This window comes from Lysobacter niastensis, assembly GCF_015453285.1.
GTDB lineage: Bacteria > Pseudomonadota > Gammaproteobacteria > Xanthomonadales > Xanthomonadaceae > Lysobacter_J > Lysobacter_J niastensis.
In genome coordinates, this window is record NZ_JADLZT010000006.1 from 156,554 (window position 1) to 180,004 (window position 23,451).

The 23,451-nt window shown below is 66.8% G+C and carries 23 protein-coding genes and 4 tRNA genes; 20 read left to right on the top strand and 7 right to left on the bottom strand.

Annotation, left to right across the window (positions count from 1 at the left end):
- Positions 1 to 4 precede the first annotated feature (4 nt).
- The 18 genes from IU514_RS11800 (at position 5) to IU514_RS11885 (ending at position 16,519) form a co-directional block, all read left to right on the top strand.
- The gene (locus IU514_RS11800) at positions 5 to 259 is read left to right on the top strand and encodes an FAD assembly factor SdhE (protein WP_194931317.1); all 255 of its coding nucleotides are present in this window, start codon (positions 5 to 7) and stop codon (positions 257 to 259) included.
- Positions 228 to 656 (top strand): YgfX family protein, encoded by a 429-nt coding sequence (locus IU514_RS11805; protein WP_228760685.1) that lies wholly within the window; start codon positions 228 to 230, stop codon positions 654 to 656. The genes IU514_RS11800 and IU514_RS11805 overlap by 32 nt, the downstream gene beginning before the upstream one ends.
- A gap of 6 nt (positions 657 to 662) precedes the next feature.
- Positions 663 to 1,907, top strand: coding sequence for a lipoprotein-releasing ABC transporter permease subunit (locus tag IU514_RS11810; RefSeq protein WP_194931318.1), 1,245 nt, complete (start codon positions 663 to 665; stop codon positions 1,905 to 1,907).
- A gap of 22 nt (positions 1,908 to 1,929) precedes the next feature.
- Positions 1,930 to 2,625 carry a lipoprotein-releasing ABC transporter ATP-binding protein LolD gene (gene lolD / locus IU514_RS11815; protein ID WP_228760705.1) on the top strand — a complete coding sequence of 232 codons (696 nt, stop codon included), beginning with the start codon at positions 1,930 to 1,932 and terminating at the stop codon, positions 2,623 to 2,625.
- Positions 2,626 to 2,628: 3 nt separating this feature from the next.
- A complete protein-coding gene (locus IU514_RS11820; protein ID WP_194931320.1) occupies positions 2,629 to 4,968 on the top strand; it encodes a DNA internalization-related competence protein ComEC/Rec2 in 2,340 nt (779 codons plus the stop codon).
- A gap of 65 nt (positions 4,969 to 5,033) precedes the next feature.
- Positions 5,034 to 5,672, top strand: coding sequence for a MotA/TolQ/ExbB proton channel family protein (locus IU514_RS11825; protein ID WP_194931321.1), 639 nt, complete (start codon positions 5,034 to 5,036; stop codon positions 5,670 to 5,672).
- A 12-nt stretch (positions 5,673 to 5,684) separates the two neighbouring features.
- The gene (locus tag IU514_RS11830; protein WP_194931322.1) at positions 5,685 to 6,128 is read left to right on the top strand and encodes an ExbD/TolR family protein; all 444 of its coding nucleotides are present in this window, start codon (positions 5,685 to 5,687) and stop codon (positions 6,126 to 6,128) included.
- Between the two features lie 83 nt (positions 6,129 to 6,211).
- Complete coding sequence (gene msbA, locus IU514_RS11835; RefSeq protein ID WP_228760707.1) at positions 6,212 to 7,873, top strand: lipid A export permease/ATP-binding protein MsbA; 1,662 nt, start codon at positions 6,212 to 6,214, stop codon at positions 7,871 to 7,873.
- A complete protein-coding gene (gene lpxK, locus IU514_RS11840) occupies positions 7,870 to 8,934 on the top strand; it encodes a tetraacyldisaccharide 4'-kinase (protein WP_194931324.1) in 1,065 nt (354 codons plus the stop codon). Before msbA ends, lpxK begins: the two co-directional genes overlap by 4 nt.
- Positions 8,935 to 8,946: 12 nt before the next feature.
- A complete protein-coding gene (kdsB, locus tag IU514_RS11845) occupies positions 8,947 to 9,714 on the top strand; it encodes a 3-deoxy-manno-octulosonate cytidylyltransferase (RefSeq protein WP_194931325.1) in 768 nt (255 codons plus the stop codon).
- A gap of 10 nt (positions 9,715 to 9,724) precedes the next feature.
- A complete protein-coding gene (locus IU514_RS11850; RefSeq protein ID WP_194931518.1) occupies positions 9,725 to 10,207 on the top strand; it encodes a low molecular weight protein-tyrosine-phosphatase in 483 nt (160 codons plus the stop codon).
- A gap of 172 nt (positions 10,208 to 10,379) precedes the next feature.
- On the top strand, positions 10,380 to 12,251 hold the full coding sequence (gene uvrC, locus IU514_RS11855) for an excinuclease ABC subunit UvrC (RefSeq protein ID WP_194931326.1): 1,872 nt from the start codon (positions 10,380 to 10,382) through the stop codon (positions 12,249 to 12,251).
- Positions 12,248 to 12,841, top strand: a complete 594-nt coding sequence (gene pgsA, locus IU514_RS11860) for a CDP-diacylglycerol--glycerol-3-phosphate 3-phosphatidyltransferase (RefSeq protein ID WP_194931327.1) — start codon at positions 12,248 to 12,250, stop codon at positions 12,839 to 12,841. The genes uvrC and pgsA overlap by 4 nt, the downstream gene beginning before the upstream one ends.
- 152 nt (positions 12,842 to 12,993) lie before the next feature.
- Positions 12,994 to 13,069, top strand: a tRNA-Gly gene (locus tag IU514_RS11865).
- Between the two features lie 113 nt (positions 13,070 to 13,182).
- Positions 13,183 to 13,256, top strand: a tRNA-Cys gene (locus tag IU514_RS11870).
- A gap of 103 nt (positions 13,257 to 13,359) precedes the next feature.
- Positions 13,360 to 13,446, top strand: a tRNA-Leu gene (locus IU514_RS11875).
- 113 nt (positions 13,447 to 13,559) lie between these two features.
- Complete coding sequence (locus tag IU514_RS11880) at positions 13,560 to 14,840, top strand: nucleotide sugar dehydrogenase (RefSeq protein ID WP_194931328.1); 1,281 nt, start codon at positions 13,560 to 13,562, stop codon at positions 14,838 to 14,840.
- A gap of 56 nt (positions 14,841 to 14,896) precedes the next feature.
- On the top strand, positions 14,897 to 16,519 hold the full coding sequence (locus IU514_RS11885) for an FMN-binding glutamate synthase family protein (RefSeq protein WP_194931329.1): 1,623 nt from the start codon (positions 14,897 to 14,899) through the stop codon (positions 16,517 to 16,519).
- 6 nt (positions 16,520 to 16,525) lie between these two features.
- Here IU514_RS11885 and arsC read toward each other — a convergent pair whose 3' ends face one another.
- From arsC to IU514_RS11900, 3 genes are all read right to left on the bottom strand, one after another.
- Positions 16,526 to 16,879 (bottom strand): arsenate reductase (glutaredoxin), encoded by a 354-nt coding sequence (arsC, locus tag IU514_RS11890; RefSeq protein ID WP_194931330.1) that lies wholly within the window; start codon positions 16,877 to 16,879, stop codon positions 16,526 to 16,528.
- 80 nt (positions 16,880 to 16,959) lie between these two features.
- Positions 16,960 to 17,034, bottom strand: a tRNA-Val gene (locus IU514_RS11895).
- Positions 17,035 to 17,122: 88 nt separating this feature from the next.
- Positions 17,123 to 17,977, bottom strand: a complete 855-nt coding sequence (locus IU514_RS11900) for a tetratricopeptide repeat protein (protein WP_194931331.1) — start codon at positions 17,975 to 17,977, stop codon at positions 17,123 to 17,125.
- A 137-nt stretch (positions 17,978 to 18,114) separates the two neighbouring features.
- On the opposite strand from IU514_RS11900, the gene IU514_RS11905 reads away from it, so the two are divergent.
- Positions 18,115 to 18,513: a hypothetical protein gene (locus IU514_RS11905; protein ID WP_194931332.1), complete on the top strand. Its 399-nt coding sequence runs from the start codon at positions 18,115 to 18,117 to the stop codon at positions 18,511 to 18,513.
- 64 nt (positions 18,514 to 18,577) lie between these two features.
- Here IU514_RS11905 and IU514_RS11910 read toward each other — a convergent pair whose 3' ends face one another.
- Positions 18,578 to 19,204 carry a TetR/AcrR family transcriptional regulator gene (locus IU514_RS11910; protein ID WP_194931333.1) on the bottom strand — a complete coding sequence of 209 codons (627 nt, stop codon included), beginning with the start codon at positions 19,202 to 19,204 and terminating at the stop codon, positions 18,578 to 18,580.
- Positions 19,205 to 19,232: 28 nt separating this feature from the next.
- Positions 19,233 to 19,490 carry an acyl-CoA-binding protein gene (locus IU514_RS11915; protein WP_194931334.1) on the bottom strand — a complete coding sequence of 86 codons (258 nt, stop codon included), beginning with the start codon at positions 19,488 to 19,490 and terminating at the stop codon, positions 19,233 to 19,235.
- A gap of 155 nt (positions 19,491 to 19,645) precedes the next feature.
- Between IU514_RS11915 and IU514_RS11920 the strand changes: the two genes are divergently transcribed.
- Positions 19,646 to 21,634 carry an SDR family oxidoreductase gene (locus IU514_RS11920; protein WP_194931335.1) on the top strand — a complete coding sequence of 663 codons (1,989 nt, stop codon included), beginning with the start codon at positions 19,646 to 19,648 and terminating at the stop codon, positions 21,632 to 21,634.
- Between the two features lie 24 nt (positions 21,635 to 21,658).
- On the opposite strand, the gene IU514_RS11925 is transcribed toward IU514_RS11920, so the two are convergent.
- Positions 21,659 to 22,639, bottom strand: a complete 981-nt coding sequence (locus IU514_RS11925; RefSeq protein WP_194931336.1) for a restriction endonuclease — start codon at positions 22,637 to 22,639, stop codon at positions 21,659 to 21,661.
- Between the two features lie 193 nt (positions 22,640 to 22,832).
- A complete protein-coding gene (locus IU514_RS11930; protein WP_194931337.1) occupies positions 22,833 to 23,396 on the bottom strand; it encodes a phasin family protein in 564 nt (187 codons plus the stop codon).
- Between the last annotated feature and the right edge of the window lie 55 nt (positions 23,397 to 23,451).

Here is a 23,451-nt window from a genome sequence, read left to right on the forward strand (position 1 = left end):
GCGCATGAGCGAAGCCGACGAAATCGAACTGCGTCGCCTGCGCTGGAAATGCCGGCGCGGCATGCGCGAACTGGACCAGCTGTTTGGCCGCTATCTCGATCGTTCCTGGCGCCAGGCTTCCGAGTCCGAGCGCGGGATTTTCCTAAGATTGCTGGAAATCGAAGACGATAAGCTCTGGCACTGGTTCATGGGCCATGACGCGCCGACCGATGCCGAGCTCGCCGGACTTGTCGAACGCATCCGCAACCTGCCGCCTTGAGTGGCGACCGTCGCTCCTGCTGGTGGCCATGCTGGCCTGCCTGGGCGTGCTGGCCGCGGTGTCCGTGACCCTGAGCGGCGTTCCTCTGGCAGGGTCGCTGCCGACGGCGTTCCTGGCCGTGGTCGAAGGCGTGCGGCTGGGCAGAAGGGAATTGCGCCGGCCGGCGCGGTCGCTGGTTATCGCCGGGACAACGGCCACCCTCGATGGTTTGCCGATAAAGGACGTGCTCGTCCGCTGGCGCGGGCCGATGGTCTTCATGCGCTTCCGCGACGCGCAGGGCCGCTGGCAACGCCTGGTCTGGTGGCCTGACACGCTCGATGCCCGTGGCCGTCGTGAACTGCGGCTGGCCATTCCGGTCCAAGGCGGTGCCCAGCTACCGTCTTCGATGGCATCCTAGTCCGCTATGTTCAAACCCATCCCCGTCGCCATCGGCCTGCGCTACCTGCGCGCCAAACGCCGCAATGGCTTCATCTCCTTCATCTCCCTGGCCTCGATCGCGGGTATCGCGCTCGGCGTGATGGCGCTGATCACCACGCTGGCGGTGATGAGCGGCTTCCAGCGCGAGATCCGCGACCGCATGCTGCAGATGGCCGCCCACGCCACCGTCAGCGCCTATGGCGAGCCATTGACCGACTGGCAGCGCGCCGTGGACCGGGCCGTCGCCGATCCGCGCGTGGCCGGCGCCGCGCCGTACATCGAGAAGGAAGCGCTGCTCTCGGGCACACGCAACCAGCCCGCGATGGTGCGCGGTGTGCTGCCGTCCGAAGAGGACAAGGTCTCGGTGCTGGCCGGCAAGATGGTGCAGGGGCGGCTCGATTCGCTGGCGCCCGGCAGCTTCAACATCGTGCTCGGCAAGGAGCTGGCACTGTGGCTCGGCGTGAACGTCGGCGACAGCGTGCTGATGACCACCTCCGACTTCCGCAGCACGCCGCTGGGCGCGGTGCCCCAGTTGAAGCGGTTCACCGTCAGCGGCATTTTCGAGGCCGGGTACAACGAGTTCGACAAGGGCCTGGCCGTCGTCAACCTCCACGACATGCAACGCCTGCTGCGCATGGGCGAGGGCGTCACCGGCGTCCGCCTGAAGCTGCATGACATGGACAAGGCCTGGGACGTGGCGCGCGACCTCGCGCTCAGCCTGGGCGGTCCGTTCCGCGTCAGCGACTGGACCAGCGAGAACGCCAACATGTTCCGCGCCCTGAAGATGGAAAAGACCATCATGGCGATCCTGCTGTCGCTGATCATCGCGATGGGCGCCTTCAACCTGGTCAGTTCGCAGGTGATGCTGGTGACCGACAAGCAGGCCGACATCGCCATCCTGCGCACGCTCGGCCTCACGCCGCGCGGCGTCATGCAAGTGTTCGTCGTGCAGGGCTCGCTGATCGGCGTCATCGGTACCGTGCTGGGCGTCATCGGCGGCATCGTGCTGACGCTCAACCTCAGGCACATCCTCAAGGCGATCGAGGCGATCCTCGGCGTGCAGCTGCTGCCTGAAGACGTCTACTACATCACCGGCCTGCCGACCGACCTGCAGGCGAGCGACGTCACCATCATCGCCTGCGTGGCCTTGGCGATGGCGTTCCTGGCGACGATCTACCCCGCCTGGCGCGCCGCGCGCACGGCACCGGCGGAGGCGCTGCGCTATGAGTAAGCAGAACGAAGCCGCGGTTGCCATGAACGACGCCGTCATCAGTTGCCAGGACCTGGCGATGACCTATGCCGAGGGCAGCCTGCGTACGCACGTGTTCCACGGCCTGGACCTGGAAGTGCGCAAGGGCGAGACCGTCGCGATCCTCGGTGCTTCCGGCGCGGGCAAGAGCACGCTGCTGCACCTGCTGGGCGGGCTCGACACGCCGACGGCAGGCGAGGTGTTCGTCGCCGGGCAGAAGATGAGCGCGTTGTCCGATGCCGCGCGTGGCGCGCTTCGCAACCGTGCGCTGGGCTTCGTCTACCAGTTCCATCATCTGCTGCCAGAGTTCACCGCGCTCGAGAACGTGATGCTGCCAGTGTTGTTGTCCGGCGCCGACGTCTCCGAAGCGTCGAAGCGCTCGCAATCGCTGCTGGAATCGGTAGGTCTTGGGCACCGCCTGCAACACAAGCCGGGCGAGCTTTCCGGCGGTGAGCGCCAGCGTGCCGCGGTGGCGCGCGCGCTAGTCAACAAGCCGGCCTGCGTGCTCGGCGACGAGCCGACTGGCAACCTCGATGAGAAGACCGCGGCGACGGTGTTCGAGCTGATGCTCGCGCTGAACCACGAACAGCACACGAGTCTGGTCCTGGTGACACACGATCGTCGCCTGGCGCGACGGCTGGACCGGGTGATGGAACTGCATGAAGGCAAGTTGCGACAGCTGAGTCACGACGAGGTGTAGACCATGGCTGCAGCGGCAGGGACGCCGCGTTTCGGGATCGGCAGCGCTTCGGCGTTGCTCGCCGGTATCTGCGCCGGGCTGTGGTTGCCGGTGCGGCCGCCATGGCCGCTTTCGCTGCTTGCGCTGCTGGCCGGTATTGGGCTGTGGGGATGGCGCTTCACCCGGCAACCCGGTGCGCGCCGCCTGTCGGGTGCGCTGCTGCTGGGCTTCGGTCTGGCCAGCCTGCATGCCGCCCACGCACTGTGGCTTCAACTGCCGGTGTCGTGGCAGAAACACGATGCCATCGTCAGCGGGCGCATCATCGACTTGCCGGTGCATGAGCCCCGACGCACGCGCTTCCTGTTCCGTGTCGCCAGCGATGCCGCGCAGCCGGCGCGATTGCGTGGCCGGCTGCTGCGGCTGGCCTGGTACGACGACGACCCTGGCCTCCGCGCCATGATCAAGGCCGGTACGCGCTGGCGATTGCCGGTGCGCATTGGCACGCCGCGAGGACTGCGCAACCCGGGCGGGTTCGATGCCGAAAAGCACGCCATGGCGCAGCGGATCACCGCCGTCGGATACGTGCGCGAGCCATCCCTGGCGCAGGCGCTTTCGACTCCGACGGGACTCTCCGCCTGGCGCGAAACGATGTCGGAGCGGATTCGAGCCGGCGTGGCTTCGCCATCGTCCCGCTTCATTCGCGCCCTCGCGTTGGGCGACACGCGCGCATTGAACGACGCCGACTGGAACACGCTGCGCGCCGATGGTCTGACTCACCTGATCGCGATATCCGGTTTCCATGTCGGGTTGGTGGCCGGATTCTTCGCCCTGGCGTTGAAGAGCCTGTGGTGGCTGTGGCCGGCACTCGGACGCCGCTGTCCGCGCCCGGTGGCGGCTGCAGCGGCCGCCATGTGCGGGTCGGCCGGATATGCGGTGCTGGCGGGCGCATCGCTGCCTACCGTGCGCACGATGCTGATGATCGCCGTCGTTGCGGCCGTCACGTGGTCCAGACGTCCGCGGCGGGCCATCGATACCTTGGCGCTGGTCGCGATGACGGTGCTGCTGATCGATCCGCTGGCCGTGCTGGGCGCGGGCTTCTGGCTGAGTTTCCTGGGCGTGGCGTGGCTGGTGTGGTGCCTGTCGGATGGCGTGCGCAGGCCACTGCGGGAAGCATGGAAGGAGTTCCTCGCGGCGCAGGGTGTCGCAACGCTGGGACTGCTGCCGTTGAGTGTCGTGCTGTTCGGACAGGCCTCGCTCGCGGGGCCGCTGGCCAATCTGGTGGCCGTGCCATGGTGGAGCCTGGTCGTGGTGCCGCTGTCGCTGCTGGGTACCGGCCTCGAAGCGTTGAATGCCGGTGCCGGCTCGTGGGCATGGCGAGCTGCTGCGTGGTGTTTCGACCTCAGCTGGCCGATGTTCGAACGTCTCGCCGCCAGTCCGCTGTCGCTGCTGTGGTTGCCCGAACCGGTGTGGCTGGCGCTGCCCCTGGCGATGCTCGGCGCGTTCTGGTGGTTGTTGCCGCGCGGCGCTCCGGGCAAGCCGCTGGCATTGCTCCTATGGCTGCCGTTGCTCTGGCCCGATCGGCGTCTACCCGCGCCTGGCGACGTCGAACTGACCGTGATCGATGTGGGGCAGGGGTTGTCGGTGCTGGTCCGCACCTCCCACCACGCGCTGCTGTACGACATGGGACCCGCGGTGCGGGATGGATTCGATGCCGGCGAGCGTGCCGTGGTACCGGCGCTGCATGCGCTGGGCGTGTCGCGACTCGACCGTGCCGTCGTCAGCCATGGCGACAACGACCATGCTGGCGGGCTGGACGCGGTCCGGGCCGAGTTCCCGCTCCGGCAGGTGGCTGCGCCGGAAGGGGCGGGGGTGCCCGGAACGCAGCCTTGTCGGGCCGGGCAGGCATGGTCGTGGGATGGCGTCCGGTTCCGCTTCCTGCATCCTGATGAACACTTTCCCTACCTGGGCAACGAGGCCAGCTGCGTCCTGCGCATCGAGGGTGCGCATGGCGCCGCGCTGCTGACGGGCGATGTCGGCGAAGTCATCGAGCGGCGCCTGTTGCGCGCCCAGCCTTCGGCACTGAAGGCGGATGTGGTGCTGGTCGCGCACCACGGCAGTGCCGGCTCGTCCGATCCGGAGTTCATTGCCGCCACCGGTGCCCGGCAGGCCGTGGTGTCGAGCGGGTTCGGCAACCGCTTCGGCCACCCGCGTCCGGAAGTGCTTGCGCGATGGCGGCAGGCCGGCGCGGAGGTCCACGACACGGCACGGGAAGGCGCGCTCGGTATCCGGATTCAGGAAAACGGGGTGGCGGTGGAAGCGCGACGACGGGCACACCCGCGCCTATGGGATGCCACCCGGAGGTAGGCGATTGCGACGGCTGGGCTATCCTATCGGCCAGTTTTGATACGGCCACGGGCCGGGGGTTGCGAGTGCTGGAACTGGTCAAGGCCGGCGGTTGGCCGATGATTCCGCTGCTGTTGCTGTCCGTGCTGGCACTGACGCTGATCGTCGAGCGCGCCTGGACCCTGCGACGCGTCACTGTGTTACCCCCCGCGCTGGGCAAGGAAGTGCGCGCCTGGGCCTCGACCGGCAAGCTGGATCCGGCCCACATCGAGACCCTGCGCAAGACCTCGCCGCTCGGCGAACTGCTCGCCGCCGCGCTCGATGTCCGCAACCGCCCGCGTGACCAGATCCGCGAACGCATCGAGGATGTCGGCCGCCACCTGGTCCACAAGATGGAGCGCTACCTCAACACGCTCGGCACCATCGCCGCGGCCGGTCCGCTGCTGGGCCTGTTCGGTACCGTCGTCGGCATGATCCAGATGTTCCTCGGCATCCTCGACCACGGCATCGGTGACGTGAACCAGTTGGCCGGCGGCATCGGCAAGGCGCTGGTGTGCACCGCCGCCGGCATGATCGTCGCGATCCCGGCGCTCATCGCCCATCGCTGGTTCCGCGGCCGCATCGGCGAGTACATCGTCTCGATGGAGCACGAGGCGATCCAGCTGATGGACACCATCGACGCACGACCGCCCGCCGGCGCCGTGCGCGCGCAGAACGCGGCCTGAGGCCTGCGACCGATGCGCATCCGCGACCACCGCGCCTTCGATGAGCCGGACATCAACCTGGTCCCGTTGATCGACGTGATCCTGGTGCTGATCATTTTCTTCGTCGTCACGGCGACGTTCGACGCGCGCTCGGTGCTGAAGCTGGAGCTGCCGCGTGCCACGGGCGAGCAGGCCAGCGATCCGGTCAAGGCGCTGATCGTCCTGGTGAACGCCGACGGCCGTTACTTCGTCGACGATCGCGAAGTGCTGCGCGACGACGTCGAAACGCTCAAGGGCACCATCAGTGAGGTCGCCGGCAGCGATCGCGACCGCCCGGTACTGCTTCGCGCTGACGCTCGCACGCCCTACCAGTCCGTCGTCACCGTCTACGACGCGCTCGGGCAGCTGGGCTTCCGCCGGATCATGAGCGCGACCGCACCGCAGACCCGCGAAGGCGCTGCAGGGGCCGGCAAGTGAGCGACAACGTGTCGCCCTGGAAGACCTACCGCCGCCTCACCGAGTTCGTCACTCCGTACCGCGGCATTCTTCTCGTCGCGCTGATGGGCCTGCTGATCGAGGCCGCCGCCGCCGGTGCGTTCACCTGGCTGATGAAGCACGTCGTCGACGAGACTTTCATCAGCCGTAACGACCGCCTGAAGGTGCTGCTGCCGCTGGCGATCGTCGGCATCTTCGTCGTTCGCGGCATCGCCGGCTACCTGACCGACACCTCGATGGCGCGCGCCGGGCGCAGCATTGCCCGCGACCTGCGGATCATGGTGCTCGGCAAGTACCTGCGACTGCCGGGGCTGCGTTTCGACAGCGAGCCGGTCGGCTCGATGCTGACGCGGCTGGGTTCGGACAGCGACCAGGTGGCGCAGGCCGCGATCGACGCCGGCAAGGTGATGCTGCAGCAGTCGCTGCAGGTCGTGGCGATGCTGGCGGTCATGCTCTTTTATAGCTGGCGCGTGACGGCGGCGATCCTGCTGCTCGGTCCGGTGCTGGCGTGGATGATGGACACGGTGGGCCGGCGCTACCGCCGCATCGGTCATCGCATCCAGGAAAGCGGCGCACAGCTGCTGCAGTCGGCTGACCAGGCGCTGTCCAACCAGCAGGAGGTCAAGGTCTACGGCGCGCAGCCGACCGAGCTGGCCCGTTATCGCGGCCAGGCTGATCACCATCTCAAGCTCAGCCTGAAAGTCGAGTCGACCCGCAGCATCTCGTCGGCAGTAGTGCAGCTGGTGGGTGCGATCGGCCTGGCGCTGCTGCTGTTCTTCGCGGGGCGCGAAGCTTCGCACGGCCGCCTGACCGCGGGCGATTTCGTCGCCCTGATGACCTCGATGCTGGCGATCATTCCGGCGTTGAAGCAGCTGACCAACGTGCAGGGCATGCTCCAGCGCGGCGTGGCTTCGGCCGAGCGCCTGTTCAACGTGCTCGATGCATCGGACGAACCCGACAGCGGTACGCGCCCCCTTGATCGCGCGAAGGGCGTGATCGAGTTCCGCGACGTCGTCGCGCGCTACCCGGGCCAGCCGAAGCCGGCGCTGTCCGACATCAGCTTCGAGGCCCGGCCGGGCACGGTGACGGCCATCGTCGGCCGTTCCGGCAGCGGCAAGTCCACGCTGATCAAGCTGATTCCCCGCTTCTACGACACCGAAGCGGGGCAGATCCTGCTTGATGGCCATCCGCTCGAGGAATACCGCCTGGCCGACCTGCGCCGCCAGATCGCGCTGGTGGGCCAGCAGGTGATGCTGTTCGACGGCACTGTCGCGGCCAACGTCGCCTACGGCGAGCTGCAGGACGCATCGCCCGAGGCACTGGAGCAGGCCGTGCGTGGCGCCAATGCGATGGAGTTTGTCGAGCACCTGCCCGAAGGCCTGCAGACCTCGATCGGCAGCAAGGGCGGGCGCCTGTCCGGCGGCCAGCGCCAGCGCCTGGCGATCGCGCGGGCCATGTTGAAGGACGCGCCGATCCTGATCCTCGACGAGGCCACCGCCGCGCTCGACACCGAGTCCGAGCGCCTGGTGCAGGACGCGCTCAACCACCTGATGCCGAACCGCACGACGCTGGTGATCGCCCATCGGTTGTCCACGATCGAGCACGCCGATCAGGTGCTGGTGCTCGACCGCGGCCGGATCGTCGAGCGCGGCACGCACTCCGAATTGCTGGCCCATGCCGGGCTGTATGCTCATCTGCATCGCATGCAGTTCCGCGAGGCGGAATGACCGGGCCATCCAAGAACAGCTCGCGCGGGGCAGTGCCCGCCTACTGGTACGGCGACGCGCCGGTCCCACTGCTGGCCCGGCTCCTTTCCGGCATCTACGCCGCGCTGAGCGGATTGCGGCGCCGGCTCTATCTTCGCGGCTGGTTGCGCCGCCGGCATCCCGGCGTGCCGGTGATCGTGGTGGGCAACATCACGGCGGGCGGTTCCGGCAAGACTCCGTTGACCATTGCCCTGGTGGAGCGTCTGCGGAGTGAGGGTTGGAACCCGGGCGTGGCCAGCCGTGGCTACGGACGCGACGAGCGTTCGCGTTCCCTCTGGGTGGAAGCGGGTACCGATGCTGCGAGTGCCGGTGACGAGCCGGTACTGATCGCGCGTCGCACCGGCGTGCGCATTCGTGTCGATCGCGACCGCGCTGCCGCGGCGCAGGCGCTGGCCGAGGCCGGCTGCGACGTGGTGATCTGCGACGATGGCCTGCAGCACTACCGCCTCGCGCGCGACGTCGAGATCGAAGTCGTCGACGGCCGGCGACGCTACGGAAATGGCCAGTTGCTGCCCGCAGGACCGCTGCGCGAACTGCCAGAGCGGGCGCAACGCTGCGATTTTCGTGTGGTGAACGTCGCCAACGGCGGCAACGGCAATGGCAACAGCGATACCGGCTTTGGCGAGTGGCCCATGCGGCTGCTTTCCGACCAGGCGGCGCCGCTCACCGGCGTGCGTGCGCGAAGGCTGGCGTCGTTCTCCGGGCAGCGCGTGCATGCGGTGGCCGGCATCGGCGATCCCGAGCGCTTCTTCACGATGCTGCGCGGCTACGGCATCGCCGTCGTGCCGCACGCGTTCGCCGATCATCATCGTTACGTGGCCGAGGACTTCGAGTTCGGCAGTCCGTTGCCGGTGCTGATGACCGAAAAAGACGCGGTGAAATGCGCCGATTTCGCCAACGACCTCACCTTCAGTGTGCCGGTGCGCGGCGAATTGCCCGAGGCATTCTGGGTGTCGCTGCTGGACCGGCTTGCCCGCAAGCGCGAGTCCCTGCGCGGCGGCGACATTCCCACAGATCGATAGGGAGCAGGACCCATGGACGACTTCGTCGTCGCGATACCGGCACGCCATGCCGCCTCACGCCTTCCCGGCAAGCCGTTGCGCCTGCTGGCCGGAGAACCGCTGGTGCTGCACGTCGCGCGCCGCGCACTGGCCGCTGGCGCACGCGAAGTCTGGGTGGCTGCAGACGACGAGCGCATCGCGGCGGCACTGGATGGCTGCGGCGTGCGGGTCGCCATGACGTCCACGTCGCACGCGTCCGGCACCGACCGCCTGGCCGAGTGCGCGCGCATCGCCGGATGGAGCGACGACACCGTGGTCGTGAACCTGCAGGGCGACGAGCCGTTCGCACCAGCCGCCGGTATTCGCGCGGTTGCGGAGCTGATGCACGCCGGCACGTCCGAGATGGCGACGCTGGCAGCGCCTGTGACCGACGTCGAGACCTTGCTGGATCCCAACGCGGTCAAGCTGGTGCGTGCCGGCGACGGCCATGCGCTGTACTTCAGTCGTGCGCCGATTCCGTGGCCGCGCGACGCCTTCGCCCGCGACCGCACGCGGATGCCCGAGCATGGCGAGTGGCTGCGCCACATCGGCATCTATGGCTATCGCGCAGGCTTCCTGCAGCGCTTCACCGCGCTGCCGCCGGGCCGTCTGGAGCAGATCGAATCGCTGGAACAGCTGCGCGTGCTCGAAGCCGGTTTCCGAATCTCGGTCGGTATCACGCCGGAAGCATTCCCGCCCGGTGTCGACACGCCCGAGGACCTGGCCCGTGCCGAAGCACGCATCGCCAGTGGACATGGCTGAGCCTGTTCCCATCCGCCTCCTCATCGTCTGCCTCGGCAATATCTGCCGCTCGCCGGTAGCCGAGGGCGTGTTGAGGCCGCGGATTGGCATGTCCACGCTGGCCGGCCGGGTGGAGCTGGATTCGGCCGGTACCGGCGACTGGCATGTCGGGCAACCGCCCGACCGCCGTGCCATCGCCAATGCGGCCGAGCATGGAGTCGACATCTCGGGACTCCGCGCGCGGCAACTGGGAGCGCAGGACTACCAGCGCTTCGATTGGCTGTTGTGCGCCGACAGGGCCAACCTTCGCGACGTGCGTGCCCGCATGCCCGCGGAATGTCATGCGCAGGCCGCGTTGCTCCTGGAATGGGCCGGCGTCGAGGCCGATGGCGAGGTTCCCGACCCCTATACCGGCGGTCCGGCCCAGTTCGAACACGTGTTCCATCTACTCGACCGCGCCGCCGACGGCGTCATCGCGCGCCTCCGCCACGAGTACCCGGATCGCCGCAGATAGACGGCCGTTCAGGGCGGGTTTGCCGGGGCGGTCCGATCGCGGCCGCGCCTTGTGCTGACGCATAATCGGCCCAATCCATGTCGATGCCCTCCGCCACGCACGTTGTCGCGTTTCAACCGCCATCCGTTCCGGGCGGCCGCCGGCCGGCCGTCGCAGCGGGGCGCATTCCTTCATGAGCAAGCCCGAACTTCCGGCCTTCGACGGCAAGGCCTTCGCCAAGAACCTGAGCACCGCTCCCGGCGTCTACCGGATGATCGCGGACGACGAAGGCGTGCTGTACGTCGGCAAGGCGAGTGCGCTGAAGAATCGCGTCTCCAGCTATTTCAACGCGACGCCGAAGTCCGCGCGGATCATGGCGATGCTGGCGCAGACCGCGCGCATGGAGGTGACGGTCACGCGCACCGAGTCCGAAGCGCTGATCCTGGAAAACCAGCTGATCAAGTCGCTGAAGCCGCGTTACAACGTCCTGCTGCGCGACGACAAGAGCTACCCCTACGTGCTGATGACCCAGGAGCCTTGGCCTCGGATCGCCATGCATCGCGGGCCGCGTGCGGTTCCGGGACGCTACTTCGGTCCCTACGCCAGCGTCGGGGCAGTCCGCGACACCCTCAACCTGATGCACAAACTGTTCAAGCTGCGCAGTTGCGAGGACAGCGTGTTCCGCAACCGCTCGCGGCCGTGTCTCCAACACCAGATCGGTCGTTGCAGCGCGCCGTGCGTCGGCCTTGTGCCGGCGCGCGACTATGCCGAGAGCGTGAGGCGTTCCGGGCTGTTCCTGGAAGGGCGCAGCGACGAGCTCAGCGACGAGCTGGTCAAGTCGATGGAGGCAGCCAGTGTCCGCCTGGACTTCGAAGAGGCGGCGCGGCTGCGCGACCTCGTCGCCTCGATCCGCAGCCTGCAGGCGCGGCAGTACGTGGACGGCCGCGCGGCCGACCTGGACGTGCTCGCGATCGCCATGCAGGGGGCGTCTGCCTGCGTGCTGCTGTTGGCGTTTCGCGACGGCCGCAACCTCGGTACGCGCGCCTTCTTCCCGAAGACCAACGGCAGCGAGAATCCGGAGGAAGTGCTGGCGGCGTTCGTATCCCAGTACTACGGCGAGCAGCAGCCTCCGGGCGAAATCGTCATCGACCGTGATATCCCGGATCGTGAGCTGATCGAGCACGCGCTGTCCGCCGCTGGCGAGCGCAAGGTGCAGCTGAAGTACAGCGTGCGCGGCGAGCGCGCCGGTTACCTCGACCTCGCTCGACGGAACGCCGAGATGTCGCTGGCCAGCGAACGCACCAGCCATGCCGCGCAACACCTCCGGGCCGACGCGCTGCGCGAAATGATGGGCATGTCGGCGTTGCCGTCGCGGATCGAATGCTTCGACATCAGCCATACGATGGGCGAGGCCACGGTGGCGTCGTGTGTCGTGTTCGATGCCGAAGGGCCAGTGCGCGGACAATATCGCCGCTACAACATCACCGGCATCGAGCCGGGCGACGACTACGCCGCGATGCACCAGGCGATCGAACGACGGTTCCGCCGTGCGGTCGAGGAGGGCGGGGTGATGCCCGATATCCTGCTGATCGACGGCGGCGCAGGCCAGGTCGCGCAGGCTCGGGCTGCGCTTGATGATCTTGGTGTCGAAGGAGTGGCGCTGATGGGCGTCGCCAAGGGGCCGGCGCGACGCCCGGGCGACGAGGAACTCCTGCTGCCGGACGGCCGCTCGATGCGGCCGGGTGCGGATTCCCCGGCACTGCAGTTGATCCAGCAGGTCCGCGACGAGGCCCATCGTTTCGCCATCACCGGGCACCGCGGCCGCCGCCAGAAGGCGCGGAGCAGCAGCCGGCTCGAGGATATTCCCGGCATCGGGCCGCGCCGCCGCGCTAATCTGTTGCGGCATTTCGGCGGCCTGGGTGGCCTCAAGGCGGCGGGGGTCGAGGAGATCGCGCGGGTGGACGGCGTCAATGCCGCCCTTGCCGAGCGCATCTATGCGACCCTGCACGGACTGGAAGCGCCAGAATCGAACGAACCGACCAGCAGTACGCGGAGCGAAGGATGAAGTTGACGGTACCGACCATGCTGACCCTGCTGCGGATCGTGCTGATCCCGGTACTGGTTCTGGTGTTCTACCTTCCCTACAAATGGACCAATTTCGCCGCGGCTTTCATCTTCGCGCTGGCTTCGATCACCGACTGGCTGGATGGCTGGATCGCGCGCCGTTACAACCAGTATTCGGCGTTTGGCGCTTTCCTCGATCCAGTGGCCGACAAGCTGATGGTGGCCACCGCCCTGGTGATCATCGTGCAGGGCCACCACACGGTATGGATGGCGTTGTGGGCGGCGGTCATCATCGGTCGCGAGATCGCCGTCTCGGCGTTGCGCGAGTGGATGGCGGAGCTCGGGCAGCGCGCGCGCGTCGCCGTGGCGAATGTCGGCAAGATCAAGACTGTGGTGCAGATGGTCGCACTGCTATGCCTGCTGTATTCGGTGACGCCGGATTCGCAGGCGCGTGCGGACATCTGGTTGGGTGAACAGATATTCAGGATCGGCGACTGGCTGCTTGCCGCGGCTGCGCTGCTGACGCTGTGGTCCGGATTCGAATATCTCCGGGTGGCTTGGCCAGTCTTGCGCGACGACGTCCGTTCATAGAAAATGTGCGCATCGCGAACGGTGCAGTGTTCGACGGTCGATCCGGTGGTGGCACACTGGATTGGGCAGCAAGGAAGGTCTGGCGACGGACCTTCCGGGAATGAAAAAAGTGTTGACACTTTTCGTTCCATGCCTAAAATGTCGCTTCCTCTGCGGGAATAGCTCAGTTGGTAGAGCACGACCTTGCCAAGGTCGGGGTCGCGAGTTCGAGTCTCGTTTCCCGCTCCAGTTTCGAACAAGGCCCCGTACGCGGGGCCTTGTTGTTTCCGGCCCCACGCTGCGTCGGGCGCCGATTTGTGAAAGAATCGTCCGGCGATTCGCTCGGCGATTCGGAAGTCACCGGCCTGGTGGCAGAGTGGTTATGCAGCGGATTGCAAATCCGTCTATGCCGGTTCGATTCCGACCCAGGCCTCCAAATACAAAAGCCCGGCTGAGAAGCCGGGCTTTTGCTTTTCGGTCGAACTGGCAGGCGGGTATCAGCGCCGAGGGGCGCTCGCGTAAGCTAGTCGAGACATCCTGCCCGGATGGCGGAATCGGTAGACGCAGCGGACTTAAAATTCGCCGGCCTCGCGGCCGTGCCGGTTCGATCCCGGCTCCGGGCACCATCAGTTGCAACTGCCCATTCATATCGGCGCGGGATCCTTGGCTGTTCGACCGCCACTGGCCCTAGAATGAATCGGGGAGATGCCCGCAGCGGGCATCGGCAGCGGGGGAACGAATGCAGGAAGTCCGGAGTGCGCGCATCGCGGTGATCGGCCTTGGGTATGTCGGTCTGCCGCTGGCAGTGGAGTTCGGCAAACGCCACGACACGCTGGGCTACGACATCGATGCCCGCCGCATCGAGCACCTGCGCAACGGCGAGGATGGAAACCGCGAGACCTCGCCGGAGGAAATCCGCTCCGCGACGCAACTGTCCTTCAGCAGTTCACTGGAAGACCTGCGGTTGCGCAACGTCTTCATCGTCACCGTGCCGACGCCGATCGACGAGCACAAGCGTCCGGACTTCTCGCCGTTGATCGGCGCAAGTCGCGCGATCGGCAGCGTGCTCAAGCCCGGGGACACGGTGATCTACGAGTCCACCGTCTACCCGGGTGCCACCGAGGAGATCTGCGTGCCGGAGCTGGAAAGTGCATCCGGTCTTCGCTTCAACCAGGATTTCTTCGTTGGCTACAGCCCCGAGCGCATCAATCCGGGCGACCGTCAGCGACGCCTGGTCGATATTCCCAAGGTGACGTCGGGTTCGACGCCGGAGACCGCGGACTTCGTCGATGCGCTCTATCGCGAGATCATCCCGGCCGGTACGCACAAGGCTTCCAGCCTGCGCGTCGCCGAGGCCGCCAAGGTCATCGAGAACACGCAGCGCGATGCCAACATCGCGCTGATCAACGAGTTCGCCCTGATCTTCCAGCGGCTCGGCATTGACACGACAGAAGTGCTGGAAGCCGCGGGCACCAAGTGGAACTTCCTGCCGTTCCGCCCGGGCCTGGTGGGAGGCCACTGCATCGGCGTGGATCCGTACTACCTGATCCAGAAAGCGCAGGCGGCCGGGTACTACCCCGACATCCTGCTGGCGTGCCGCCGCATCAACGATGCGATGGGCAGCCACGTCGCCAACGAGGTCATCAAGCTGATGATCCAGCGCGGCATTGCCATCGCTGGCTCGCGCATCCTGATCCTCGGCATCACGTTCAAGGAAAACTGCCCGGATCTGCGCAATACACGGGTGGTCGAGCTGGCGCGCCAGTTCGGCGAGTACCGTGCCCAGGTCGACATCCACGACCCCTGGGCCGACGCCGGTGAAGCGCTGCGCGAATACGGCGTGTCGTTGCTTGCAGGCACGCCGGAGCAGGGGGCTTACGACGCGGTGATCCTGGCGGTCGCTCACGACGAGTTCCGCGAGCTTGGTCCCGATGGCGCCCGTGCCTACGGCAAGCCGCAGGCGCTGCTGTACGACATCAAGAGCCTGTTTCCCCGCGACAGCGTCGACTCGCGCCTGTAACGCCCTCCGGAACGCGGCGCGGGTATGCTTCAGGCAGCCCGCCCTGAGCCGGATGGATGATGCGCTACGCCCTCTATGCGTTCTGCCTGGCCGCCACGCTCGGTTCGGCCCTGATGAGCGTGCGTTCGCCGGGCTGGTTGTGGGGCCTGGGCGTGTTCGGCGTGCTCGCTGCGCTGGGCACCTGGGACGTGCTGCAACGGCGCAGCACGCTGCGGCGCAACTATCCCGTGCTCGCGCATTTCCGTTACGGACTCGAGTCGATCGGGCCGGAGATGCGCCAGTACTTCATCGAGGCCGATACGGCTGAAGTGCCGTTCTCACGCGAGCAGCGCGCCCTGGTCTACCAGCGCTCCAAGTCGGTCAGTGACGTGCGTCCTTTCGGTACGTTGCAGGACGTGTACGGACCGGATTACGAGTGGATCAATCATTCGCTGCTGCCCGCGCCGCATGTCGGCCACGATTTCCGAATCATGGTGGGCGAGGGCACGGCCCATCCCTATTCGGCCAGCGTCTTCAACATCTCGGCCATGAGCTTCGGCTCGTTGTCGGCCAACGCGATCCGCGCGCTCAACCACGGCGCCAGGCTGGGCGGCTTCTATCACGACACCGGCGAAGGTTCGATCTCCCCTTATCACCGTGAGTACGGTGGCGACCTGGTCTGGGAGATCGGTTCCGGTTACTTCGGCTGTCGTAACGCCGATGGAAGCTTCAATGCGGAGCGCTTCGCCGAGAACGCGCGCGACCCGCAGGTGAAGATGATCGAGATCAAGCTCTCGCAGGGCGCCAAGCCGGGGCATGGCGGCGTGCTGCCGGCCGCGAAGGTCAGCGCGGAGATCGCATTGACGCGTGGCGTGCCGATGGGCGTGGACTGCGTGTCGCCGGCGCAGCACAGCGCCTTCGACTCACCGTTGGGTTTGCTTCAGTTCGTGGCTCGCTTGCGGGAGCTGTCCGGCGGCAAGCCTGTGGGATTCAAGTTCGCGGTCGGACACCCTTGGGAGTGGTTCGGGATTGCCAAGGCGATGCTGGAGAGTGGCCTGCTGCCGGACTTCATCGTCGTCGACGGGGCGGAAGGCGGAACCGGCGCCGCGCCTGCGGAGTTCATCGACCACGTCGGCGTGCCGATGCATGAGGCGCTGATGCTCGTGCACAACACGCTCGTCGGCCTGGACCTGCGCAAGCGACTCCGTATCGGCGCAGCCGGACGCATCACTAGTGCTTTCGACATCGCGCGCACGATGGCGATGGGCGCGGACTGGTGCAACTCGGCGCGCGGCTTCATGTTCGCGCTGGGCTGCATCCAGTCGCAGAGTTGCCATACCGATCGCTGTCCGACCGGCGTGGCGACGCAGGACCCGCGACGCTGGCGCCATTTGGATGTGTCGGACAAGGCGGTACGAGTCGCTGCCTTCCAGCAGAACACGCTGAAGGCACTGCGCGACCTGTTGTGTGCGGCGGGTCTGGAGCATCCGCAGCAACTGGGGCCCGAACACATACTGCGGCGGGTTTCGCCGATCGAAGTGCGATCGCTCGCTGCGCTCTATCACTTCCTCAAGCCGGGCGACCTGCTCGGCGGGATTCCCGAGCACGCGGTGTTCCGTGCGTTCTGGGCGGGCGCGCGCAGCGATTCGTTCGCCGCACCGGAAAAGGTCCAGGCGATGCGCGCGAGCAAGTCGGTCTAGGGCGGATCAGTCCAGCAGTTCGAGCACGCGCTCGGGCGGGCGACCGATCACGGCACGGCCATCGTGGACAAAGATCGGGCGCTCGATCAGCCGCGGGTGCGCGACCATCGCTTCGATCAGCACGTCCTCCGACAGCGTCGGGTCGGCGAGGTTCAGCGCGGCGTACTCGTCCTCGCCGGTGCGTAAGAGGTCACGTGCAGCGATGCCGAGCTGTCCCAGCAGTTCGCGCAGCTGAAATGCCGATGGCGGCATTTCGAGGTAGGTGACGATTTCGGGCTCGATGCCGCGTTCGCGCAGCAGTTCCAGCGCGCCGCGGGACTTGGAGCAGCGCGGATTGTGGAATAGGCGGGTTGCGGTCATTGCGCGATCCTCATGAACGCGGCCGAAGGGCGTTGACAGAAAAACGAAAGGCCGGCTTGCGCCGGCCTTTCGCCTGGATCTGGTGGGCGGTACAAGTTTCGAACTTGTGACCCCTGCCGTGTGAAAGCAGTGCTCTACCGCTGAGCTAACCGCCCAAATCTCGTTAGGGCGCAAAGTTTACGGGGGCGAGGCGATTGAGGCAAGCAGGTCCGTGCAATCGGCCCTGAATCGACGCCCGCGGGTCTACTCCAGCTGCGATTGTGCGTAGGCCGCATCCAGCGCTTCCATCGCATCGACCGGCTTCAGCTTGGCCGCCTTTTCGTAGGCGGCCGCGGCAGCATCCTCCTGCTTGTCCCCGTGCAGCAGCATCAGCACGTTGCCATGCTCGATATGCGCGATGGGGGAGTCGGGCGTCAGTTTCAGCGCGGCCTTGATGTGCTTGTCGGCCTCGGCCGCCTTGGCGCCATACGTCAGCCCCCCGATCATCGCGCCGACCTTGCCGATGATCTCGGCGTGGTACAGCGCCATCGCGGTGTGCGCTTCTGCATGCTTGGGGGCCAGTTCGAGCGCCTTGTCGAGCGAGGTGCGGACCTTGCCGGCGATGCCCGCCTTCAAGGCCTTGGCGATGCTCAGGCCCTGGCTGTACCGGCCCAGGGCGAAGGCGTGGCGGTAATGGCTGTTGGCTTCGTCCGGCAGTGCCTTGATGGCCGCTTCGGCCAGCTTCGCGGCCTGCTCGAAGCGCTTGAGCTTCTCCGCGTCGTCGTCGACCAGATAGGTGGCATGGATGCCCAATGCCTTGACCGCGATCGATGCGCCCACCGGGCCGAGCATCTCGCTCGCATCGAATGCTGCCTTGAAGTCGCCGTGGTGGAACGCGCGCCAGGCATCCTGCAGCTCCGCCGCCAGGCCGTCGCCATCGAGTCCCTTCGGCGCGGCCTTGCCGGCGGCCGCGATCAGGGCGGCCGCGCGCTTGGGGTCGGGGTAGGGCTCGGCGTCGCCGGCGTGTAGCTTCGGCCAGGCCTTCTTCAGCGCGTCGCCGGCATAGGCGAAGCCCTTGGCGTCGTGGGGAAACGCGGCCCAACTGGATTTGGCTGCCATGTGCGGTCCTTGTCGGCGGAGGGAGGCCCGCAGCATCCGCCACGGTACGGGCGTCAGGCAAGGGGTAGTGTGTTTGCTCGGCGGCCCGCCGGCAGAGTGTCCTGCGAAACGGCCCCCCGGCCGACAGGAGCGAGACCATGGCCCCCCGTCGCAAGCCCCCCGTCCACCACGAGACCTCCCTGCGTCATGTCTGGCTGGCCAGCCTTGGCCTGGCCGTGATGGCGCGGCGCCAGACGCTGCGTGCCGGCGAGCGGGTGGTCGTGCAGGCCGACGGCCTGCGTCGTCGTGCACTGGCGATGGCCGACGACGCGCGTTCCAGCGTCATTGGAGGCCTGGATAGCGTGCGTGGACAAGTCGAGCCGAGGGTCGTGCAGTTCAGCACCGAGGTCGAAGCCCGTCTGGCCCCGGTGCTCGACAAGCTTGGACTGAAGCCCGCTTCGCGTAAGCGTCCGGCGCGAAAGACGGCAGCCCGCAAGCGTCCGGCCGGCAAGGCAACTGCCCGCAAGCCCGCAAGCCGGGCAACACGCCGGGCCTGAGGCGACTGGCAACACGACGCCTCGCGCAATGCGGGGCGTTTTTTTGGGGATGCCCAGCGGCGGTTCAGTCGATGTAAGCGCGGACCAGCGTGTTGAGATGCACGCGTTCGGCGTCCCGCAGGAACGGCGCCAGCAGCATCATCACCTGCACGATGCCGTCGCGGATCGCAGCCTGCTCGTCGCGGTCGCCGCGGGCGGCGGCGTAGTTGAGCCAGAACGTGGCGATGACCAGCACGTTGGTCGCCGTCGCCGCGAGTTCGTCCTTGGAGGCCCGCATCACGCCGGCCTGCGAAAGGCCACGCATGACCGCGTGGGCCTGTTCGTCAGCGCGCTTGAGGATGCGGGCGAAACGCAGTCGCAGCCGACGGTTGCGGCTGAGGATCTCGACCAGGTCCCGGTGCAGGAAGCGATAGTCCCAGATGCACTCGAACACCAGGTGCAATTGCAGCCATATGTCCTCCAGGCCAGGCAGCCGCCCTTCCGGCGCGGACAGGGCACTGTCCATGCGCTCCTCGAAGCGCGCGAACAGCTGCTCGATGATGTCGTCCTTGTTGCGGAAGTGGTAGTAGAGGTTGCCCGGGCTGATTTCCAGCTCGTCGGCGATGTGGTTGGTGGTGACGTTCGGCTCGCCCTGCGCGTTGAACATGGTCAACGCGGTGTCGAGGATGCGCTGGCGCGTCTGTTTCGCCATGGGGGACGGGGCGACGGTATGCCGCGGCTCAGCCGCGGAGCTTCTTCACGAGGTCGACGTACTTCTTCTTGGCCTCGTCCTGGCCGGTGCCCTTCAGCTTCGACCAGGCTTCGTACTTGGCGGTGCCGACGAAATCGAAGAAACCGGGCTTGGGGCCGCTGACATCGCCTTCCGAGCCCTGCTTGTAGAGTGCGTACAGGCGCAGCAGCGTCTCGTTGTCCGGGCGTTCCGGCAGCAGTTGGACGTCCTTGGCGGCCTGCTCGAATGCCTGCTGTAGATCGGACATGACAACGCCCCCTCCCGGTCAGATTGGTCTGGGCATTACCGCACGCGTTGCCGGGGTGGTCAATACGCAGGGGAATTGTTCGGCGCCATCGGCTCTGGCAAGTTAGTGGCCATGACGCCGCCGCGGGCGGCCCCGACTGGGGACAGGGAGAGGGCATGAGTTACTTCGTCACCGGCGCGACCGGGTTCGTCGGGCGCTTTCTGGTCAGCAAGCTGCTCAAGCGCAAGGGCACGATCTACGTGCTCGTTCGCAAGGATTCGCATAAAAAGCTCGACGCCATCGCCAAGAAGATGGAATGGGACCGCAAGCGCGTGGTCCTGGTCGACGGCGACATGACCGAAGGCAAATGCGGCGTGAGCGCCGCGCAACTGCGCTCACTCAACGGCAAGGTGAAACACTTCTTCCATCTCGCCGCGATTTACGACCTGACCGCCAAGGCGGAGCCGCAGCGGTTGGCCAATGTCGAAGGCACGCGCAATGCGCTGGACCTGGCCGCTGCCATCGGCGCTGGCGTGTTCCACCACACCAGTTCGATCGCCGCCGCGGGCCTGTATCCAGGCGTTTTCCGCGAGGACATGTTCGATGAGGCCGAAGGGCTCGACGATCCGTACCTGCGCACCAAGCACGAATCCGAAGGGCTGGTGCGGCAGGAAAAGCGCCTGAAGTGGCGCATCTACCGGCCGGGCATGGTCGTCGGGCACTCGCAGACGGGCGAGATGGACAAGATCGACGGCCCGTACTACTTCTTCACCTTCCTCAAGAAACTGCGCGAGATGATGCCGCCGTGGATGCCGATGCTCGGCCTCGAAGGCGGGCGGATCAATGTCGTTCCCGTCGATTACGTCGTGGATGCCATGGACCACATCGCGCACAAGCCGCGGCTGGATGGCCATTGCTTCCACCTGGTCGACCCGGAGCCCATGCGCGTGGGTGAGGTGCTCAACACGTTCGCCCGCGCCGGCCACACGCCGCAGATGACGATGCGCCTGGACGCTCGCATGTTCGCGTTCGTTCCGGGAAGCGTGCGCAACGTGGTCGGCAACCTGCCGCCGGTGAAGCGCTTCGTCGGCATGCTGCTGCGCGATTTCAAAGTTCCGAAGGAAACGCTGAAGTTCATCACCTATCCAACGCGCTTCGACAATCGCGAAGCCGAGCGCGCACTGCGCGGCAGCGGCATCCAGGTGCCGAAACTCGAGGACTACGCCTGGCGCCTTTGGGACTACTGGGAGCGCCATCTCGACCCCGACCTGTTCGTCGATCGCACACTGAAGGGCAAGGTGCGCAACAAGGTCGTGGTGATCACCGGCGGTTCGTCGGGCATCGGCCTGGCGACCGCGCAACGCGCGGCGGAAGCAGGGGCGATCACGATCATTGTCGCGCGTGGCGAGGATGAGCTGTTCAAGGCGCGCGATGCGATGAACGCGGCCGGCGGCAAGGTGTTCGCCTACAGCGCCGACCTGTCCGACATGGCCGATTGCGACCGCCTGGTCAAGGCCGTGCTGGACGAGCATGGTCGCGTCGACATCCTGATCAACAACGCCGGGCGCTCGATCCGCCGCTCGATCGAACTCAGCTACGACCGCTTCCACGATTTCGAGCGGACGATGCAGCTCAACTACTTCGGCAGCCTTCGCCTGATCATGGGTTTCCTTCCGGGCATGACGCAGCGACGGAAGGGTCACATCATCAACATCAGTTCGATCGGCGTACTGGCGAACTCGCCGCGCTTCTCGGCCTATGTCGCGTCCAAGGCCGCGCTCGATGCTTTCAGCCGCTGCGCGCAGGGCGAACTGTCTGGCAAGGGCATCTGTTTCACCACGATCAACATGCCGCTGGTGAAAACGCCGATGATCGCACCGACCAAGATGTACGAGAGCGTGCCGACGCTGACCACGGAAGAGGCCGCAGACCTGGTGGTCAAGGGCATCATCGAGCGGCCGAGTCGCATCGCCACGCGCCTTGGCATCTTCGCGTCGGTGGTCAACGCACTGGCGCCAAAGGCCTACGAGGTGGTGATGAACACCGCCTTCGAGCTGTTCCCGGATTCGGCCGCCGCCAAGGGCGACAAGAAGGCGCTGAAGGACGAGCGCGTCAGTAACGAGCAGATTGCGTTCGCCGCGCTGATGCGCGGCGTGCACTGGTAAATCCGCGAACGAGGGTGTGCCGGACTAGAAGGTCCGGCACTGCAGGAAGCGGACCGGGCGAGTGCTGCCGGCCGGCGGTTGCAGGTGCAGTCGCGACACCCGCAGCGTCTCGTAGCGCTCGAGGACCGCGCAGATGTCGTTGACCGGGTCGCCGTCGTCCTCACGCAGGTACACCACCAGCGTCGAGCGCGTCGACCACATGACCCGTTCGATGCCCGGCACGGCGGAAACGCCGCGGATGACCTCATTGCGCTCGAACTCCTCGCGATTGGGGTCGGCGGGTGCCGGAGCGGTCATGCCATTGACGGCGGACTTGGCCGGCGCCGCGGCCTCGCGGGCGGGGGCGTCAGGCGCGGCAACTGCTGCCTCCGTCGCGGCCGGCGCGGACGGTTCCTGCGATGGCTTGCGGGCCAGCAGCGCGGCCAGTACTGCGGCCAGGACGAACCCGAGTATGAGGGCGGCCCCCCAGGCGATCGCGGTTTCGCGCGCAGTACGCGCCTGGGCCTGGTTGGCGAGGTCGTTGTGCAGCGTGGGCGGCAGCAGCGGTTTCACCAGCGTCCACACCGCATTGCCGTCATACAGTTCGATGCCGGAAGCCGCCTTGCGGGCGTCGGCTTCGATCGTGCCGGGCGTGGCGAGAATCCCGCCCGCGGCGCCGTGGAAGCGGATGCCGTCGGCCAGTTCACGGACCATGGGTGTGGTGATGCGGTAGTTCGCCCCCTGCTTGCACGACAGCAGCCAGAGTCGGCCCTCGCGATTGAGGCGGAGGTCGGCTTCCAGGCCACGCTCGGCCGCGTCCTCGATCGATTCGGCAACGAACCCGCGTGGCTGCAGTGCTTCGATCACCAGGCGTGAAAACTCGCGCCAGCGCATCGCGGACAGTGCCTCGATGCCGGCGCGTGCTTCCGATTGCTTGCGGCGAACCAGCCACAGATAGGCGGTAAGGGCGACGCCGAGCAGTACGGCGATGATCAGCGCGGTGGTGACGGAGAACCCGTTGAGCATTCGGTCGACGCCAATCCCTTGGAGGTGCGCGACTATAACCCCAGTCCCGGCGCGTGACGCGTGGAGACGGTCACGGCTTCAGGGACGAAAAAGAAAGCCCGCCAGTCCGGAACCGTAAGGGGAGGGGAGCATACGGAGGAGCGGACTGACGGGCTTGTCTGGTGCCCGGACGACGGCCGGGTTGAAGCGGATTTCAGGAAGCAGGTGCGGCCGGGGCCTTCCTGGTAGCGCGGCGGGGCGCCTTCTTGGCGGCGGCCTTGCGCGGAGCCTTGGCAGCGGTGGTCCTGGCTGCAGGGGTCTTCGCGGCCTTGCGTGCCGGAGCGCCACCCTGCTTGCGCAGTTCGGCGGTCAGTGCGTCGACGCGGCGGCTGAGTTCGTTGAGGTCGTCGCGGCCCGGCACGCCGAGCTTGACGAGGGCGCGCTGCACGCGTTCTTCAAACACCTTTTCCAGCCGATCCCACGTGTCGGTGGCGCGCTCACGCGCCTGGCCAACTTTCGATTCGACGGCATCTCGCACCGCATCGGCTTGGCCGCCCGCGAACTTGCGCGCGGTCTGCTCGAGCGTGAGTCCTTCCTTGACCAGAGCCTCGAACAATTTCGTTCCTTCGGCCTGGGCACGGCTGAAGGCGCCGACGCCGGCCAGCCAGATCTGCTGTGCCGATTCGCTCAGGCTGCGGGACAGGCGCTCGGCCTGCTGTTGTGCATTGGCCGATCCGGCCGTGGACTTCTTCGCGGTCTTCTTGAACTTGGCAGCCATGTTCGCTCCGCCGAAGGGCGTGGTCGTGGTGCAGCCACATTGGCCCCGCGGTCTA

Bases quoted from the DNA above. Each gene is read 5' to 3' on its own strand.
- IU514_RS11810 (WP_194931318.1), top strand. From the start codon at position 663: ATGTTCAAACCCATCCCCGTCGCCATCGGCCTGCGCTACCTGCGCGCC.
- IU514_RS11930 (WP_194931337.1), bottom strand. From the start codon at position 23,396: ATGGCTGCCAAGTTCAAGAAGACCGCGAAGAAGTCCACGGCCGGATCG.
- lolD (WP_228760705.1), top strand. From the start codon at position 1,930: ATGAACGACGCCGTCATCAGTTGCCAGGACCTGGCGATGACCTATGCC.
- pgsA (WP_194931327.1), top strand. From the start codon at position 12,248: ATGAAGTTGACGGTACCGACCATGCTGACCCTGCTGCGGATCGTGCTG.
- lpxK (WP_194931324.1), top strand. From the start codon at position 7,870: ATGACCGGGCCATCCAAGAACAGCTCGCGCGGGGCAGTGCCCGCCTAC.
- arsC (WP_194931330.1), bottom strand. From the start codon at position 16,879: ATGACCGCAACCCGCCTATTCCACAATCCGCGCTGCTCCAAGTCCCGC.
- IU514_RS11925 (WP_194931336.1), bottom strand. From the start codon at position 22,639: ATGCTCAACGGGTTCTCCGTCACCACCGCGCTGATCATCGCCGTACTG.
- IU514_RS11915 (WP_194931334.1), bottom strand. From the start codon at position 19,490: ATGTCCGATCTACAGCAGGCATTCGAGCAGGCCGCCAAGGACGTCCAA.
- IU514_RS11900 (WP_194931331.1), bottom strand. From the start codon at position 17,977: ATGGCAGCCAAATCCAGTTGGGCCGCGTTTCCCCACGACGCCAAGGGC.
- IU514_RS11885 (WP_194931329.1), top strand. From the start codon at position 14,897: ATGATGCGCTACGCCCTCTATGCGTTCTGCCTGGCCGCCACGCTCGGT.
- kdsB (WP_194931325.1), top strand. From the start codon at position 8,947: ATGGACGACTTCGTCGTCGCGATACCGGCACGCCATGCCGCCTCACGC.
- uvrC (WP_194931326.1), top strand. From the start codon at position 10,380: ATGAGCAAGCCCGAACTTCCGGCCTTCGACGGCAAGGCCTTCGCCAAG.
- IU514_RS11905 (WP_194931332.1), top strand. From the start codon at position 18,115: ATGGCCCCCCGTCGCAAGCCCCCCGTCCACCACGAGACCTCCCTGCGT.
- IU514_RS11910 (WP_194931333.1), bottom strand. From the start codon at position 19,204: ATGGCGAAACAGACGCGCCAGCGCATCCTCGACACCGCGTTGACCATG.
- IU514_RS11800 (WP_194931317.1), top strand. From the start codon at position 5: ATGAGCGAAGCCGACGAAATCGAACTGCGTCGCCTGCGCTGGAAATGC.
- IU514_RS11830 (WP_194931322.1), top strand. From the start codon at position 5,685: ATGCGCATCCGCGACCACCGCGCCTTCGATGAGCCGGACATCAACCTG.
- IU514_RS11920 (WP_194931335.1), top strand. From the start codon at position 19,646: ATGAGTTACTTCGTCACCGGCGCGACCGGGTTCGTCGGGCGCTTTCTG.
- IU514_RS11880 (WP_194931328.1), top strand. From the start codon at position 13,560: ATGCAGGAAGTCCGGAGTGCGCGCATCGCGGTGATCGGCCTTGGGTAT.
- msbA (WP_228760707.1), top strand. From the start codon at position 6,212: ATGGGCCTGCTGATCGAGGCCGCCGCCGCCGGTGCGTTCACCTGGCTG.
- IU514_RS11820 (WP_194931320.1), top strand. From the start codon at position 2,629: ATGGCTGCAGCGGCAGGGACGCCGCGTTTCGGGATCGGCAGCGCTTCG.